Annotated in this window: 14 protein-coding genes; 3 read left to right on the top strand and 11 right to left on the bottom strand. The window is 73.1% G+C overall.

From position 1 onward, the window contains the following. Window positions 1-91: 91 nt before the first annotated feature. The 9 genes from ACZZ97_RS03335 to ACZZ97_RS03295 all read right to left on the bottom strand — a co-directional run bounded on the left by ACZZ97_RS03335 (window position 92) and on the right by ACZZ97_RS03295 (window position 9,947). Window positions 92-697 carry a thymidine kinase gene (locus ACZZ97_RS03335; protein WP_463472274.1) on the bottom strand — a complete coding sequence of 202 codons (606 nt, stop codon included), beginning with the start codon at window positions 695-697 and terminating at the stop codon, window positions 92-94. After that, window positions 697-1,446 carry a response regulator transcription factor gene (locus ACZZ97_RS03330; RefSeq protein ID WP_123546650.1) on the bottom strand — a complete coding sequence of 250 codons (750 nt, stop codon included), beginning with the start codon at window positions 1,444-1,446 and terminating at the stop codon, window positions 697-699. The genes ACZZ97_RS03335 and ACZZ97_RS03330 overlap by 1 nt, the downstream gene beginning before the upstream one ends. Then, window positions 1,433-2,581 (bottom strand): hypothetical protein, encoded by a 1,149-nt coding sequence (locus ACZZ97_RS03325; protein WP_314101978.1) that lies wholly within the window; start codon window positions 2,579-2,581, stop codon window positions 1,433-1,435. Before ACZZ97_RS03325 ends, ACZZ97_RS03330 begins: the two co-directional genes overlap by 14 nt. Beyond that, window positions 2,578-3,882, bottom strand: a complete 1,305-nt coding sequence (locus ACZZ97_RS03320) for a sensor histidine kinase (protein WP_314101980.1) — start codon at window positions 3,880-3,882, stop codon at window positions 2,578-2,580. The genes ACZZ97_RS03325 and ACZZ97_RS03320 overlap by 4 nt, the downstream gene beginning before the upstream one ends. Window positions 3,883-4,043: 161 nt before the next feature. Continuing rightward, on the bottom strand, window positions 4,044-5,153 hold the full coding sequence (locus ACZZ97_RS03315; RefSeq protein WP_463472273.1) for an Rv2578c family radical SAM protein: 1,110 nt from the start codon (window positions 5,151-5,153) through the stop codon (window positions 4,044-4,046). A 100-nt stretch (window positions 5,154-5,253) separates the two neighbouring features. After that, on the bottom strand, window positions 5,254-6,744 hold the full coding sequence (locus ACZZ97_RS03310; protein ID WP_463472272.1) for a malate:quinone oxidoreductase: 1,491 nt from the start codon (window positions 6,742-6,744) through the stop codon (window positions 5,254-5,256). A gap of 89 nt (window positions 6,745-6,833) precedes the next feature. After that, the gene (locus ACZZ97_RS03305; RefSeq protein ID WP_463472271.1) at window positions 6,834-7,514 is read right to left on the bottom strand and encodes an SGNH/GDSL hydrolase family protein; all 681 of its coding nucleotides are present in this window, start codon (window positions 7,512-7,514) and stop codon (window positions 6,834-6,836) included. Between the two features lie 44 nt (window positions 7,515-7,558). Beyond that, window positions 7,559-8,614: an aspartate-semialdehyde dehydrogenase gene (locus ACZZ97_RS03300; RefSeq protein ID WP_463472270.1), complete on the bottom strand. Its 1,056-nt coding sequence runs from the start codon at window positions 8,612-8,614 to the stop codon at window positions 7,559-7,561. 67 nt (window positions 8,615-8,681) lie between these two features. Beyond that, on the bottom strand, window positions 8,682-9,947 hold the full coding sequence (locus tag ACZZ97_RS03295; protein WP_123546657.1) for an aspartate kinase: 1,266 nt from the start codon (window positions 9,945-9,947) through the stop codon (window positions 8,682-8,684). 185 nt (window positions 9,948-10,132) lie between these two features. Between ACZZ97_RS03295 and ACZZ97_RS03290 the strand changes: the two genes are divergently transcribed. Further along, entirely contained in the window at window positions 10,133-10,942 is an 810-nt protein-coding gene (locus ACZZ97_RS03290) for a DUF1206 domain-containing protein (protein ID WP_314101987.1), read from the top strand. 9 nt (window positions 10,943-10,951) lie between these two features. Here ACZZ97_RS03290 and recR read toward each other — a convergent pair whose 3' ends face one another. Then, window positions 10,952-11,551, bottom strand: coding sequence for a recombination mediator RecR (gene recR / locus ACZZ97_RS03285; RefSeq protein ID WP_463472269.1), 600 nt, complete (start codon window positions 11,549-11,551; stop codon window positions 10,952-10,954). A 3-nt stretch (window positions 11,552-11,554) separates the two neighbouring features. Then, complete coding sequence (locus ACZZ97_RS03280) at window positions 11,555-14,038, bottom strand: DNA polymerase III subunit gamma and tau (protein ID WP_463472268.1); 2,484 nt, start codon at window positions 14,036-14,038, stop codon at window positions 11,555-11,557. Window positions 14,039-14,263: 225 nt separating this feature from the next. Here ACZZ97_RS03280 and ACZZ97_RS03275 point away from each other — a divergent pair, with 225 nt between their 5' ends. Then, a complete protein-coding gene (locus ACZZ97_RS03275; RefSeq protein WP_314104563.1) occupies window positions 14,264-14,884 on the top strand; it encodes a TasA family protein in 621 nt (206 codons plus the stop codon). A gap of 171 nt (window positions 14,885-15,055) precedes the next feature. Then, window positions 15,056-16,198 (top strand): signal peptidase I, encoded by a 1,143-nt coding sequence (locus tag ACZZ97_RS03270; RefSeq protein ID WP_463472267.1) that lies wholly within the window; start codon window positions 15,056-15,058, stop codon window positions 16,196-16,198. Window positions 16,199-16,389: the final 191 nt, after the last annotated feature.

Here is a 16,389-nt window from a genome sequence, read left to right as displayed (position 1 = left end):
AAAGGCCAGACCCTTCGGGTCTGGCCTTTTCTCCTGTGCTTGTCAGTGGGGCGATCCCCGCCCGCCCCACGACGGGACCTCGCCCCCAGGGTCAGGCGAGGCGGCCGTCGCTCTCGGCGAGGTAGCAAGCGCCGCAGAGCGATTCGTAGGTGACCTCCCGGCCGTCGATGGCGACCTGGTCACCGTCGAAGACGAAGCGGTCGCCCACCTTGCGCGCGTTGAAGACCGCCTTGCGGCCGCACCGACAGATGGTCTTGAGCTCCTCGAGCGAGTGCGCCACCTCCAGGAGTCGGCGACTGCCCGGGAAGGCGATCGTCCGGAAGTCCGTCCTGATCCCGTAGGCGAGGACGGGGACGCCCTCGAGCACCGCGATGCGCAGCAGGTCGTCCACCTGGACCGGGGTGAGGAACTGTACTTCGTCGACGAGCAGGCACGACAGGTCGGTCCCCGTCTCGGCCCGGACGCGTTCCCGCGAACGGGAGAACACCTCCCGCACGTCGTCGTCGGGAGCGAACGTGACGTCCACGGGCCGGGTGACGCCCAGCCGGGAGACGATCGCGTCGTCGCCCTTGGTGTCGACCCGCGGCTTGGCCAGCAGGACGCGCTGACCGCGCTCCTCGTAGTTGTACGCGGCCTGGAGCAACGCCGTGCTCTTGCCGCTGTTCATCGCGCCGTAGCGGAAGTACAGCTTCGCCACTACTGCAGGTAGCCGTCCTCCGCCGCACGACGGATCAGCTCGGACTTCTTGCTCGCGGGCCTGTTGGCCTTCGCGTACTTCTCCCGGACACGACGGAGGTAGGTCTTCGCCGTCTCGTACTGCACGTTCATCTGGGCTGCCACCTCGTTGGTGCTGAAGCCGGACACGTAGAGGCGGAACGCCTCCGACTCGCCTGCGCTGAGCTTCGGGCGACTCTGGTTCGCGGCCCCCACCGGCAGCGGGCGCCAGTCGCGCTGAGGCGACGCGTCACGAGCCACGCCCATGACCTGGCGGGCCGCGTCCATGACCTCGCGCATCGGCAGCGCCTTCGAGAGGAACGCCGATGCACCGGCGTCGAGCGCGCGCTCACGCGACTCGCGCGTGTCGAGGCTGGACAGCACGATCACCTTGGCGCCCGCGGCGCGGCAGGTGCGGACCCGGGCCTCGATGGAGACCGGCTCCTTCAGCTGGAAGTCGAGGAAGACGAGGTCGGTCGGGAAGTTGTCGCTGTGCACGAGCTGCAGCCAGGTGTGCGCCGTGAGGACCAGGTCGAAGTCGTAGGCGTTGACGTTGATCCAGCTCGACAGGCTGTCGAGCAGGACCTCGTGGTCGTCGAGGATGGCGAGGCGGACGCGACGGGTCGCCGGCCCCTCGGAACCAGGCCCGACCGTGCTCCACGACGGGGCAGCGGCTGGCCGGCCGAAGCCGGGACGGAGGGACGAGCGGCCGCTCGGCTCAGTGCTGGTCATAAGAAAACCTTAGTGTCAGGAGGGGCGGGGCGGGATCGACCTGCAGGTCGTCGAAGACGATCCGCACGACGGCGAGGTAGGGCGCGAAGCGGTGGCGGACGGCGGACTCGGACGAGGCGGTGGCGACGCTGATGCGGGCCTCGACCCGCTCCTCCTCGGCGTCCAGCCCCTGCTCGAGCTCGATGCGGACGGTGTCGGGCAGCACGGCGTCGCTCTCGCCGAAGGCGACGAGCAGGGCCCGCAGCGACGTGCGGTGCGCGGCCGTCATCCGGCCAGCTGCCCGGCCGACGTCCACGACGACCCCGGACACGCGGGTGGAAGGGTCGGCCAGCACCTGCTCGAGCCAGCTGCGGTCCGCCTCGGCGACCATGGTGCTGCGGAGGTCGGCACTGATGCGGCGGGCCCGCTCGACGTCCGCCTCCGTGACGGTGCCGGCGGCGACGACCTCGCCGAAGAACGGCACGACGTCGCGGTTCAGGATGGTCACCCTGTCCTGCTGCACGCTGCGGGCGACGCTCGAGCGGAACTCCTCGGCGCTGGCCTGACGAGCCGAGGAGGCGCCCGCGATCCAGCGCTCCACCAGCGTCGTGAACGCGGCCGAGAACGAGGCGCCGGCGAGCGAGAGCGCCAGCACCGGGGTCACGGCGACCACGACGAACACCAGGACCGGGACGTCGGTGAGGAACGCCTCTCTCTCGACGAGCACGACGGCAGTGAGGACCACGGCGGACGCCAGCCCCGCGACCACGAGGTCGAGCGCGGGCCGGTACGGCGCGAGGCCCACGAGGAGCAGCCCGACGGCGAGGGAGGCCCAGTCGTCTCGGACCATGGAGTTGTGGCCGGCGGAGGCGACGGCGGCGAGGACGGAAGCGAGGGCACCGAGCGCGACCACGCCCGCGACCGACCACCGGGTGAGCGGTGCCCGGAGCGGACTCGACGCGAGCACCAGGACGACCCCCGCCGCCCCGAGCGCCGCGAGGGCCCCGACGGCAGCGGCGGGCACCACGATCTCGTCGCGAGTGACGACGGTCGACACCGTCGCGTAGGCGACGGCCGCGACCGCGGCGAGCGCCGTGACGGGGCGGGAGCTGAGGGCGCCGAGCGGATCGACCTGCTGGGGGCTGCGGCGGCTCACGGTGCTCCCCCGCCGGCGGTGGGGGACGCCAGGTCGACGGGGCCGGGACCGTCCGTGACCGGGCTGGCCGCCGCCGCCGCACCAGGCGTGACGACCGACTCGGCCGGTGCGACCGGGACGCGGAGCATGACCGACGTGCCGCTGCCGGGCGAGGACCAGATCTGCGCCGAGCCCCCCACCCGCCTCGTCCTGGCCTCGACCGAGTTCTTGAGGCCGAGCCTGTCGGGCGCCGTGGCCGCGGCGTCGAAGCCGACCCCGTCGTCGATGATCATCACCGTCAGGTCGACGCCGTCGCCGTACACGACGACCTCGGCACGATCGGTGCCGCTGTGCACGGCGACGTTGGTGAGGCACTGGGCCACGGCGAGGCCCAGGGCCCGGCAGACGGCGGGCGCGAGCCGCGTCACGGCGCCGAGGTCTCCCGTGACGCCGACCTCGAGCCCGCCCTCTCGCGCCCGTGCGACGGCGTGGCCCAGCTCGGACGTCGTCCAGTCGCCCGGCCCGGTCGTCGGGGAGGCCGGGGCCGGGGCCCTCGTCTCGTCGACGAGCCACTCCTGGCCGACGAGCACCTCGAGGTCGGTCGCCATCGACGCCGCGGTCGCCGGGTCGAGCGGGCCGGGCCCGCCGGCCGTGATGGAGGCGAGGTGGTTCAGCACCGTGTCGTGCAGCAGCGCGGACGCCTGCTGTTCCACGTCGTGGCGGATGGCCTGCTTCTGTTGGTCGAAGGCCGCCCGGTGCAGGCTCGGCTGGGCACGGCCGACCCGTCCCCGCGCGAGCAGGGACGACGTCGCCGTCACGGACACGAGGAGCCACGCGAAGAGGACCGCGACGTCGAGACGAGGCGTCGCGCCGGTCTGCCACGTCGCCAGCTGGGTGACGATCTCTCCCAGGGCGAAGCCCGCGGTGGCCCAGAGCAGGCTGCCCCGGGAACGCAGCCCGCTGCCGCCGACCATGACGAGGGCGATCTTCGGCAGGGAGAGCGAGAAGGCGTCCGACGCCTGGACCGCCGGGATCTGAGCGAACAGGGTCACGGCGTACCAGTAGAGGCACGCCGAGCCGATGGCGAGGTACGCGAGCACGGCGGTCGTGCTGCGGAACCGCTCGACGACGAAGAGCATGCCGAGCATCGGCAACAACGCCAGGAGGGCAGGCCAGAGCAGGTAGGACGGCTCGGCGACCTGGTTCACGATCAGCAACAGGCCTGCACTCGCGAGGACGACGCTCGCGATGACGTGGCAGGCACGGGACAGCGCCCGGCCCACGGTCTGCGGGACGAGGTGTGCGGGGAGGCCGAGCAGCATGGCGGCCCCCTCCTGGTCGACGTGTCGGGCAGGTCGATCATGCCAGAACGAGGACTCGTCCTGTACCCCGTTATCTAGGGTCACCTCGCGGGACGGGGCCGGGACACCGGGGCGGCTGTGCCCCGACCTCGGGGACGAAGGGACGACGAGCGCTGCCGCGGTCAGAAGAGGCGTGGCTGAGACGACCGTGCACCGCCCGGCAGCTCGTGGGCGATGAGCGACCGGGGCCGTCCGTCCGCACCGAAGCCCAGCGTGCCCCTGGCTGCCGCAGCGTCGTCGAGGGCACTCGACCGGGTGGAGCCCGTCGCCGGGTCGGCCGTGCCGTGCTCGAGCCCGTGCTCGGCCAGGAGGGGCCGCATGCGGGCCGCGAGCCACTTGCGGTAGCCGAGGGGCGCGTAGGTGCTCGTCGCGTACATGTCGCGGTACCGCGTGACGAGCTCCGGGTGCTCACGTTCGAGCCAGGCCGACCACCACTCCTTGACGCCGGGCTTGAGGTGCAGGGCCGAGTACAGCAGGCTCGTCGCCCCGGAGGCGCGGACGGCCGCCAGGGCCCGGTGCAGGTGGTCGAGGTCGTCGGTCAGCCACGGCAGGACGGGCATCATGAAGACGGAGCAGCGGAGCCCCGCGTCGGTCGCCGCGCGGACGGTCGCGAGACGCGCGGCCGTGGTCGGCGTGCCCGGCTCGACCGACTGCTGCAGGGCGTCGTCGTGGATCGCGAACATCGCGATGTCGACCGGCACGTGCTGAGCCGCCTCGACGAGGAGCGGCAGGTCGCGCCTCAGCAGGGTCCCCTTGGTCAGGATGCTGAACGGGGTGCCCGAGTCGGCCAGGGCCGCGATGATGCCCGGCATGAGCCGGTACTTGCCCTCGGCGCGCTGGTACGGGTCGGTGTTCGTGCCGAGCGCGACGGGGTGGTGCTGCCACGACGGGCGACGCAGCTCGCGGGACAGCACCTCGGCGACGTTCACCTTGACGACGATCTGCCGGTCGAAGTCGTCGCCGCCGTCGAGGTCGAGGTACTCGTGCGTCGGCCGCGCGAAGCAGTAGACGCAGGCGTGGCTGCACCCTCGGTAGGGGTTGATCGTCCAGCCGAAGGGCAGGGCGGAGTCGCTGCCCGGCACGCGGTTGAGAGCGCTCTTCGCGAGGATCTCGTGGAACGTCACCCCGGCGAACTCGGGCGTCGTCACCGACGCGACCAGGTTCGACAGCTTCGCCAGCCCGGGCAGCGCCGACGAGTCGGTCGCCGTCGTCGCCTGTTCGCTCCACCTCATCGCCCGAGTCGAACACATGTTCGACCCGACGTCAAGCCCAGACCGACCCGCGCCTCCCCGGCCCGGCCCGGCTCGCCGGGCCGCGACCGGCAGAGGGCCGCTACGCGTGGATGCGCAGGGCCTCGGCGGTCGCCCCGAGCGTCGCGGCGGCTCGCGCCTCGTCGTCGGCGAGCTGGTCGCCGTAGGTAGGCACCATGCGGCGGAGCGTCGGCGTCCACCCGGCGATCCGGTCGGGGAAGCAGCGCTCGAGCACCGACAGCATGATCGGCACGGCGGTGGAGGCGCCCGGCGAGGCCCCGAGGAGACCCGCGATGGTGCCGTCCGCCGCCGAGACCACCTCGGTGCCGAACTGCAGCACACCGCCCTTCTTCGCGTCCTTCTTGATGACCTGCACGCGCTGGCCCGCGGTGATGCGGTACCAGTCGGCCGGGTCGGCGTCGGGCATGAACTCCCGCAGGGACTCGAACTTGCTGTCGCTGCTCGCCATCAGCTGGCCGACCAGGTACTTGACGAGCGACAGGTTCGCCAGCCCCGCGCGGATCATCGGGTACAGGTTGTGCGGCCGGATCGAGGCGAAGAGATCGAACCACGAGCCGTTCTTCAGGAACTTCGGGCTGAAGCCGGCGTACGGCCCGAACATCAGGCTCGCCTGGCCGTCCACGACACGGGTGTCGAGGTGCGGGACCGACATCGGGGGCGAGCCGACGGCGGCCTTGCCGTAGACCTTCGCGGCGTGCTTCGCCACGACGGCGGGGTCGTCGGTCCGGAGGAACTCGCCGCTGACCGGGAACCCGCCGAAGCCCTTGATCTCGTCGATGCCCGACTTCTGCAGCAGGTGCAGCGCGCCTCCCCCGGCGCCGACGAAGACGAACCGGGCGTCGACGCTCGTGGGCGTTCCGCCGACCTGGCGGCGCATGGCGACCCGCCACGTGCCGTCGGCGAGCTTCGTCAGACCGGTGACGCGGTGGTCGAGCTCGATGCGCGCCTCGTTCTCCTCGAGGTAGGTCAGCAGGAGGCGCGTGAGGCTGCCGAAGTCGACGTCGGTGCCGGCCTCGATGCGGGTCGCGGCGATCGGCTGGTCCTTCGCGCGGCCCACGATGAGGGAAGGGGCCCACGAGCGGATGACGGAGGCGTCGGTGCTGAACTCGATTCCGGCGAACAGCGGGTGGTCACGGAGCGCCTCGTGCCGCTTGCGCAGGTACTCGACGTTGGCCTCGCCCCAGACGAAGCTCATGTGCGGCGTCGAGTTGATGAACGCGGACGGCTCGGGGAGGGCCCCCTCGGCGACGAGGAACGACCAGAACTGCCGTGAGACCTGGAACTGCTCGTTGACCTTGACGGCGCTGCTCGTGTCGATCGTGCCGTCGGCGCGCTCGGGCGTGTAGTTGAGCTCGCAGAGGGCGGAGTGGCCGGTGCCCGCGTTGTTCCAGGGGTTGCTCGACTCCTGTGCGACGTCGCCGAGCGCCTCGTAGACCTGGATCGTCCAGGTGGGCTCGAGCTGCTTGATCATGGCGCCCAACGTGGCGCTCATGACGCCGGCCCCGATGAGGGCGACGTCGACGGGCTTCGTTGCCTTCGATGCTTCGGTCACGAGGTGCAGTCTAGGCGCGGCGTCTGGGTACGGACCGGCGCCCGGCTCGACGACGAGCTCCGCGAGAAGGCGGCGGGCGCCGCGACGGCTCAGAGCCCGAGGGTCGTCAGCTCGGTGTCCATCCGCCGCGCCATCTCCGCGTAGCCCTCGTCGTTCGGGTGCAGCCCGTCCGCGGCCATCCACTCGGGGTGCCCCTCGAGCCAGCGGGAGGCGCCCGGCACCCAGTCGGCGCCGACCTCGTCTGCTGCGTCGTGGACCCAGCCCGTGATGACGTCGACGCTCGCCGGTCGCTCGTCGGTGTACCAGAACGGCTCGACGACGACGAGGCGCGCGTCGGGCAGGGCGGACGCGATGCGGTCGAGGTCGTCGCCGATCTGGGCGTGGATGTCGTCGGCGCGGGCGTCGTACGAGAAGTTGTCGTTCAGCCCCATCGTGACGAACACGATGTCCGGCTCGGCGTCGATGACCAGTCCGGGCAGGTCGCCGCCCTCGAACGACGTGCGGTGGTTGACGAATCCGAGCCCGTTGACGCTCGGGTTGTACTCGCGCCAGCCGCGCTCCTCGCTGACGATCGTCGACCAGCGGTGCGACGCATCGGACGCACCCGTGCCGAGGGTGTACGAGTCGCCGTAGAAGGCCACGACCGGGCCGTCGCCCTCCGGGACCGCCGACGAGGCGGCCGGGCCGTCCGTGACGGGCCCGGCGCAGCCCGTCAGGACGGCGGCTGCAGCAGCGAGCAGGGCGACGAGGCCGGGCACGAGACGGGTCATGCCCGGTCTTCGGAGCGACGGAGGCGCGGGTTCGGTGGCGGGACCTACGCCGTCGCGAGACGGCGCGCCGCGACGATCTCGGCGATCTGCACGGCGTTCAGGGCCGCGCCCTTGCGGAGGTTGTCGTTGCTGATGAAGAGGGCGATGCCGCGGTTGCCGGGCACGCCCTCGTCCTGACGGACGCGGCCGACGAACGACGGGTCCTTGCCGGCGGCCTCGAGGGGCGTGGGCACGTCGGTGAGGACGACCCCCGGCGCGTCCGCGAGGAGCTCGCGGGCGCGAGCGGCGGTGAGCTCGGTCGCGAACTCGGCGTTGATCGACAGGGAGTGCCCGGTGAAGACCGGCACGCGCACGCAGGTGCCGCTGACGAGCAGGTCGGGACGCTCGAGGATCTTGCGGCTCTCGTTGCGGAGCTTCTTCTCCTCGTCGGTCTCGTCGAGGCCGTCGTCGACGATCGACCCGGCGAGGGGGATGACGTCGAAGGCGATGGGGCGCACGTAGACCGTCGGCTGAGGCATCTGCACCGCGCCTCCGTCGTGGACGAGGCCCGCAGCGTCGCCCTCGAGGGCCGCACGCGCCTGGCCGAGCAGCTCGTCGGCGCCCACGAGGCCGCTGCCGCTGACGGCCTGGTACGTGCTGACGACCAAGCGCTCGAGCGTCGCCTCGGCGTCGAGGACCTTGAGCACCGGCATCGCCGCCATGGTGGTGCAGTTCGGGTTGGCGACGATGCCCTTCACGGCCTGGTCGATGGCGTGCGGGTTGACCTCGCTGACCACCAGCGGGACCTCGGGGTCCATGCGCCAGGCGCTCGAGTTGTCGATGACGAGCACGCCGGCCTCCGCGAAGCGGGGGGCGTGCGCCCGGCTGCCGGTGGCGCCGGCCGAGAAGAGCGCGATGTCGAGCCCTCTCGGGTCGGCCGTCTCGACGTCCTCGACGACGACGTCGACGCCGCGGAACGGCAGGGTCGTGCCCGCCGAGCGTGCCGTGGCGAAGAAGCGGATCTCGGCGATCGGGAACTCGCGCTCGGCGAGCAGCTTGCGCATGACCTTGCCGACCTGGCCGGTGGCGCCGACCACGCCGACGCGCAGACCTTCAGACATCTCGTGCTCCTGGGGGTGGTGAGGGTGGGGGGATGGTGACCGGGGAGGGTCGTCTCGGGTGCGCCGGTCAGCGACCGGTGCCACCCCAGACGACGGCCTCGACGTCGGCGTCGAGCTCGAAGGCCGTGTGCACGACGCGCAGGGCCTCGGCGAGCGTGTCGGCACGCGTCACGACCGAGATGCGGATCTCGCTCGTCGAGATCATCTCGATGTTGATGCCGGCCTCGAACAGGGCCGTGAAGAGGCGCGCCGAGACGCCGGCGTTGGTGCGCATGCCGGCGCCGACGAGGGCGAGCTTGCCGATCTGGTCGTCGTACTGCAGCGACTCGAAGCCGATCTCGGCCCGGTCGGACTCGAGGGCGTTCAGGACGACCGAGCCCTCGGACTTCGGCAGCGTGAACGAGATGTCGGTGCGGCTGGTCGACGCGGCCGAGACGTTCTGCACGATCATGTCGATGTTCGCGCTCGTCTTGGCGACCGTGCGGAAGATCTGTGCGGCCTTGCCGGGGACGTCGGGGACGCCGACGACGGTGACCTTCGCCTCGCTCAGGTCGCCCGCGACACCGCTGATGATGGGCTCTTCCACGTTCTCTCCCTCTTTCGGGTTGACGACCAAGGTGCCCTCGCCGTTGTGGAACGACGAGCGGACGTGCAGGGTGACGCCGTGGCGTCGGGCGTACTCGACGGCACGGATGTAGAGCACCTTCGAGCCGGCGGCGGCGAGCTCGAGCATCTCCTCGCTCGTGATGCGGTCGAGCTTGCGGGCGCGGGGCACGACGCGGGGGTCGGCCGTGAAGATGCCGTCGACGTCGGTGTAGATCTCGCAGACGTCGGCGTCGAGCGCGGCGGCGAGCGCCACGGCCGTCGTGTCGGAGCCGCCCCGCCCGAGCGTCGTGATGTCGCCCGTGCTGCGGTTGAAGCCCTGGAACCCTGCGACGATGGCGACCGACCCGGCGTCCAGCGCCTCCCGGATGCGCCCCGGCGTGACGTCGACGATGCGCGCCTTGCCGTGCTGGGCGTCCGTGATCATGCCCGCCTGGCTGCCCGTGTAGGAGCGGGCCTCGACGCCCTGGCTGCGGATCGCCATGGCGAGCAGGGCCATGCTGATGCGCTCGCCCGCGGTGAGGAGCATGTCGAGCTCGCGACCCCCGGGCATAGGCGTCACCTCGGCGGCGAGGTCGAGCAGCTCGTCGGTCGTGTCGCCCATGGCGCTGACGGCGACGACGACGTCGTTCCCGGCCTTGCGCGTCTCGACGATGCGCTTCGCGACGCGCTTGATGCTCTCGGCGTCGGCGACGGAGGACCCGCCGAATTTCTGCACGATCAAGCTCACGGTGGCGGCTCCAGGAGGTGGGTGGCAGGAGGAGGCGGGCGCGGTCGGGCTGGCGGCGCCTGCGTCCGATGATTCTAGGAGGTGCCCGGCCCGTGTGACGACCGGTCGCGACCGCCCTGTGGACGGCCGCCTCCTCGCCCCCGGCCGGTCGGCCCGACTGCTCTCGCGACCTCTAGCGTGGGGGCATGACCGACACCGTCGCGGATGCCCGCGGATCCGCCAGCCGCCTCCAGGACAGCCGTGCACTCCGCATCTTCGCGCGGGTGGGCTTCGCCGTGAACGGGCTGCTCCACGTCCTGATCGGCGGCATCGCCCTCGGCGTCGCGGCGGGCGGCGGCGGCGAGGCCGACCAGGGCGGCGCGCTCGGCCAGCTCGCCTCGCGCCCCGGCGGCGCCGCCGTGCTGTGGGTCGTCGTCGTGGGGCTGTGGGCCCTCGGCCTCTTCCAGCTGCTCGAGGCCGCCCTGGTGCGGGGCACGGACAAGGAGGCGTGGGCCGAGCGAGCGAAGGAAGGCGGCAAGGGAGTCGCCTACGTCGCCGTCGGCGTCACCGCGTTCACCTTCGCCCGGGGCGGGTCGTCGGACAGCTCGGACCAGACGCAGAGCCTCAGCTCGCGCCTCATCGCGACGCCCGGCGGGGTCGTGCTGCTCGTCGTCCTCGCCCTGGCCGTCGTCGCGATCGGCGTCTACTTCGTCGCCAAGGGCCTCCGGCAGGAGTTCCGTGACGACCTCGTCGTGCCGTCGGGGACCGCCGGTCGCGTGACCGTCGCGCTCGGCGTCGTCGGCTACGTCGCCAAGGGCATCGCGATCGCCGTGGTCGGCGTGCTCTTCGCGGTCGCGGCCCTCACGGCCGATCCCGAGGAGGCCAGCGGGCTGGACGGCGCCCTCAAGGCCCTGGCCGCGCTGCCGGCCGGCGTGGTCGTGCTGTCGGTCGTCGCGGCAGGGCTGATCGCCTTCGGCCTCTACAGCGTCGTGCGGGCCCGTCGCGCGCGCCTCTGAGCCGGAGGGCTACTCGGAGACGAGACGGCGTCCCTCGAACGCACGCCCGAGGGTGACCTCGTCGGCGTACTCGAGGTCGCCGCCGACCGGCAGCCCCGACGCGAGACGCGTCACGCGCAGGCCGAACGGCGCGAGCATCCTCGACAGGTACGTGGCCGTGGCCTCGCCCTCGAGGTTGGGGTCGGTCGCGATGATGACCTCCTGCACGGTGTCGTCGGCGAGGCGCTGGACGAGCTGGCGGATGCGCAGGTCGTCCGGACCGACGCCGTCGATCGGGCTGATGGCCCCGCCGAGCACGTGGTAGAGCCCGCGGAACTCGCGGGTCCGCTCGATCGCCTGGACGTCCTTCGCTTCCTCGACCACGCAGATGGTGGCCGGCGAACGACGCGGGTCGCGGCAGATGGAGCAGCGCTCCTGCTCGGTGACGTTGCCGCAGACCTCACAGAACCGCACCTTCGTGCGGACGTCCACCAGCAGCTCCGACAGCCGCGTCGTGTCGTGGGTCTCGGTCTGCAGGATGTGGAACGCGATCCGCTGCGCCGACTTCGGCCCGATGCCCGGGAGGCGGCCGAACTCGTCGATCAGCTCTTGGACGATGCCCTCGTACACGGACTACTCGCTTCTCTGAGGCGTCACGCGGGGAGCGATCGTCTCTTCTTCGATGAACTGGGCGCCGAGGATCTCGCGGACGACGGCCTCGCCGTAGCGGGACCCGGCCGGGATGCCCCGCCGGGGGTCGCCCGCGGCGGCACGGCGCTGGCTCGCACTCGGGCCCCGCGCCGGCGCAGGTGCCGACGCAGCGGCGGCTGACGGCGCCGCCGGTGCAGCCGGGGCCGCGTCGGAGGGCGGCGGCGTCGCGTCGACCGTGGGGGCGCCGCCGGGCGGCTCCTCCGTGATGAACTCGGGTTCGTCGGGCTCTGGCGGGGGCGTCTGCGGGATCGTCGCGACGTCCCAGCCGGTGACGGGACCCGACGTGGGCCGTGCCTCGGACCGCGGGGGTGCCGAGACCGGTGCCGCGGCAGGGGCCGATGCCGGGCGCGGCTCCCGGGGGGCCGTGGCCGGCGCAGGCGCGGACGTGGGAGCCGTCTGCGGCTCAGGCGCCAAGACGGCAGCAGCACGCTCGTCCGGGACGACCGGTGCCGGCTCGTCGCTCACGGGCTCGTCACGCGCGGGCTCGTCGCGCGCCGGCTCGTCGCGCGCCGGGGCCGGCTCGGTCGGAGCCACGGCGGCGGCGGCCGCCGGGGCCGGCCCGTCGGCCGGGCCCTCCACTCGGGCGATGTACTTGACCCGGACGCCGAGCACCTGCTGGATGGCCCGGCGGAGGTACTCGCTGACGCCCTCGCCGGCGCCCTGGGGCTTCTTGAACTCGTCGACGTCGTGCGCGCTGGGGAACGCCAGGGTCAGCACCTCGTCGGCGTAGCCCTGCACGCTCGCGGTGACGACGACCATCCACGCGGTGCGGCGGGCCTTCTCCACGGCCTCGACGATCTCGGGCCAGGCGTCGCGCATCTGATGCAGCGAGACCGGGCCGACCGGAGAGGCGGCTCCGTCGGAGCCCGCACCCGCACCGGGCGGGACGGCCCCCTCGACCGCGGGCGTCTGAGCCCAGGCGGCGGAGTGCGCGGCCGTGGGCGTCGCCGGCTCGGTCGCGGCCGGCTCGCCGACGGCCGGACCGTCGGCAGCGGCCGGCGGTGCGTCGCGGGCAGGAGCGGCGGGCGTGCTCGGCACGTCGGGCGCGACGGCACCCCAGGCCGCCGAGGCCGCGGCCGGGTCCGACGACGTCGCCGCCGGAGCGGCAGCCGCTGCCTGCGAGGCGGACGACACGACGCCGGCCGGCTGACCCGCGGCACCTGCCCCCCGGGCGGGAGCAGCGGACGGGGCCACGGCCGTCTGCACGGGGCGCGCAGGGTGGGCGGCGTCGCCCGCGGCGCCGTCGACGCCCACGCGGCGCTCGAGCCGCTCGACCCGGGCGAGCGCGCCCCGCGTCGTCTCGTCGGCCTCGGGCACGAGCACCCGGGCGATCATCAGCTCGAGGTGGAGGCGCGGCGACGTGGCGCCCGTCATGTCGGTGAGGGCCCGGTTGACGACGTCGGCCGAGCGCGAGAGCTCGGCGGCGCCGAACGCGTGCGACTGCTGCACGAGCCGGTCGAGCTCTTCGGGCGTGACGCCGCGCAGCACGGCGGAGGCGCCCTCGACCGTCGCGCCGACGACGATGAGGTCGCGGAGCCGCTCGAGCAGGTCCTCGACGAAGCGCCTCGGGTCCTGACCCGTCTGGACGACCCGGTCGACGGCCGCGAACGCGGCTGCCCCGTCGCGCTGCCCCAAGGCGACCACGACGTCGTCGAGGAGGGCCGCGTGGGTGTAGCCGAGCAGGGCGACCGCGCGCTCGTACTCGATGCCGCCGCTCTCGCTGCCGGCCATGAGCTGGTCGAGGAGCGACAAGGTGTCGCGCACCGACCCGCCGCCGGCCCGGACCACGAGGGGCAGGACGCCCGGGGCAGCCGCGACGCCCTCGCTCTCGGCGAGCTGCTGCACGTACTCGAGCATCTGCGCAGGCGGGACCAGCCGGAACGGGTAGTGGTGGGTGCGCGACCGGATCGTGCCGATCACCTTGTCGGGCTCGGTCGTCGCGAAGATGAACTTGACGTGCTCCGGCGGCTCCTCGACGACCTTGAGCAGCGCGTTGAAGCCCTGCGGCGTGACCATGTGGGCCTCGTCGAGGATGAAGATCTTGAACCGGTCGCGCGCCGGGGCGAACACGGCGCGGTCGCGGATGTCGCGAGCGTCGTCGACGCCGTTGTGGCTGGCGGCGTCGATCTCGATGACGTCGAGTGAGCCGCCCCCGTCTCGCGCGAGCTCGACGCACGAGTCGCACACGCCGCACGGCGTGTCGGTCGGGCCCTGGGCGCAGTTGAGGCAGCGCGCCAGGATGCGGGCCGACGTCGTCTTGCCGCAGCCTCGGGGGCCGCTGAACAGGTAGGCGTGGTTGACGCGGTCGGCGCGCAGCGCCGTGCGGAGCGGATCGGTCACCTGCGACTGTCCGATCAGCTCGGCGAAGTTCTCTGGCCGGTAACGGCGATACAGGGCTGTGACCACGGGACAAGAGTAGTCGGGGCCACCGACGTCCGCGCCGGGCAGCGGACGACGCGACCCCTCATCGGGGGTGGGTCCTCCCCTGGCGCGACCCACGCCTCCTTGGTATCTTCGACCCACCGGACGAGCCTCACCAGCTCGTGCCGAACCGCCTCACCAGCGGTGACGCACCGGTCGCGACCCACCCTCGCGGCAGACCGGTCAGGATCAGGATCAGGAGACACCCGCATGTCTGCAGCCACGGCGTCCTCGCGCGCCCACCGCCTCTCCGTCTCGGGCAAGGTCAGGGCGGTCCTCGCCCTCGGCACCGTGCTCGGGCTCGGCACCGTCGCGACCCTCGCGGCGTTCACCGACACCGTGACCGCGACCGGCAGCTTCAGCACGGGCACGCTCGACCTCAAGCTGAACGACCAGGACGTCACGACGGCCCTCACCGGCCTGACGATGACCGCGGCGAAGCCCGGGGACCAGACCTACGCGCTCCTCACGGTGCGGAACGGCGGCACCCTGCCGTTCAACTACGCCTACACGACGGTCGCCGGCGGCGCCGACGCGGCCGTCCTCGGCCCGGTGCTGAACTTCGGCGTCGCGAGCCTCGGCACGGGCACCTACAACGTCGGCACGCCCCCGACCTGCAACGCCACCACGTTCAGCGCGACCCCCGCCACGGTGGTCACGCCCAGCACGACCAAGCTCAGCGCGGGGCCGGCCACGGCGGCCGCCCGGGCCCTGGCGGTCAACCAGGTCGAGTACCTCTGCGTCCGCGCCGAGGTCCCCTCCGACGCGACCAACACGGTGCAGAACAAGTCCGTGACGGCGACCATGACGGTGACCGCCACCCAGCAGTAGCTGCCCCGCAGCTCCTCCCAGCCCCCGCCTCCCAGGGCGGGCGTCCCGAGGCCCCCGCCCCCGTGGCGGACGCGGCCCGGACACGGGAACGGCGGAGTCCGGCGTCGGGTGCCCGACTCCGCCGTTCCCCTCACGATCCACCTGCCCGACGCGCGACGAGGGGAGCCACGCATGGCGTCCTCCCCCGGACGCGCGCGGCACGACCGGCCGCCGGTCGACCACGCCCGCCGCAACGCCCGGGCGCGCTTCTTCGCTCGCGAGTTCGTCCTCTGGGCCGGCGCCCTCACCGGCGTGGTGTGCCTGACGGCTGCTGCCCTCGCCGTCTTCGCGGGCGTCACTCCCCTGATCTTCCGCTCCGGCTCGATGTCCCCCGACATCCCCACCGGAGCGCTCGCACTCGCGCGGACGGTGCCCGCGGCGGAGGTGGCCGTCGGCGACGTCGTCAGCGTCCCCCGCGCGGACGGCGTCCGCGTCACCCACCGCGTGGTCGAGACGGACGACGCGGGCGGCGCCTCCCGGTCCCTCGTCCTCAAGGGCGACGCGAACCCCGTGACCGACCCCGAACCGGTGGTCGTCGCGGAGGCCGACCGCGTGTTCTGGTCGACGCCGCGCCTCGGCGAGTGGGTCGACCAGGCCCTCGCCCCCGGCTGGGTGTTCGTCGTCGGCACGCTGTTCGGCATGCTCGCCATGATCGGCTTCCGCCGCCCGCGCGCCGAGGACCTCGCCGCGACCGCCCACGAACCGGCATCTGCCGACGGGGGCCGAGCCGAGGAGGCGCGTTCCCGTCACGAGGACGGGCCGCGCCACGCGGCCGGCCGGCACCGCACCGCCGGCACCGCCGGCACCGCCGGCACCGCCGGCACCGCCGGCACCGCCGCCGTGTCGACGGTCGTCGCGCTCGCCCTCGCCGCGACCCTGACTGCCGCTCCTCCCGAGCCCACCCTCGCCGCCTTCGGGGACACGGCCCGCGCGACCGGGACGGCGACCACGGGGACCCTCGTGGGCGCCTCGGCGATCGCGTGCACCGGCGGAGGTCTCCTCGGGGCCCCCGTCCTGTCGTGGGACGTCCCGACGCCACTCCCCGCGGGCGGAGTCGAGCCGCCGTCGTGGAACGTCTACCGGAACGGCGTGACCCTGCCTGTCGCCACCGTGACGACGAGGAGCTACCAGGTGCCAGCGGAGATCCTGGGCGTCAGCACCGCGACCTACCGCGTGCAGGGCACGGCCGGCACCGCGCCGTGGTCGTCGCCCTTCTCGGGGACCCGAACGGTGAACTTCGGCCTGCTGGGAGTCACCTGCAGCACGGCGACGTGACCCGCCGACCCTGACCGCACCACACAGGACGCGGCGCCGAAGCGCCGGGAGCGCAGCGGCGCGCCGTCCCGACAGCGCGACCGGCTGATCCCGTCCGCACCAGGCAGGACACCGCGCCGACGCGCCGCAGGGGCGGCGGCGCACCGTCCCGACAGCGCGACCGGCTGATCCCGTCCGCACCACGCAGGACA

It is taken from the genome of Frigoribacterium sp. AC512 (assembly GCF_979258295.1).
The sequence above is the reverse complement of the archived record's forward strand: the minus strand, read 5'-3'. Positions and strand labels throughout refer to the sequence as shown.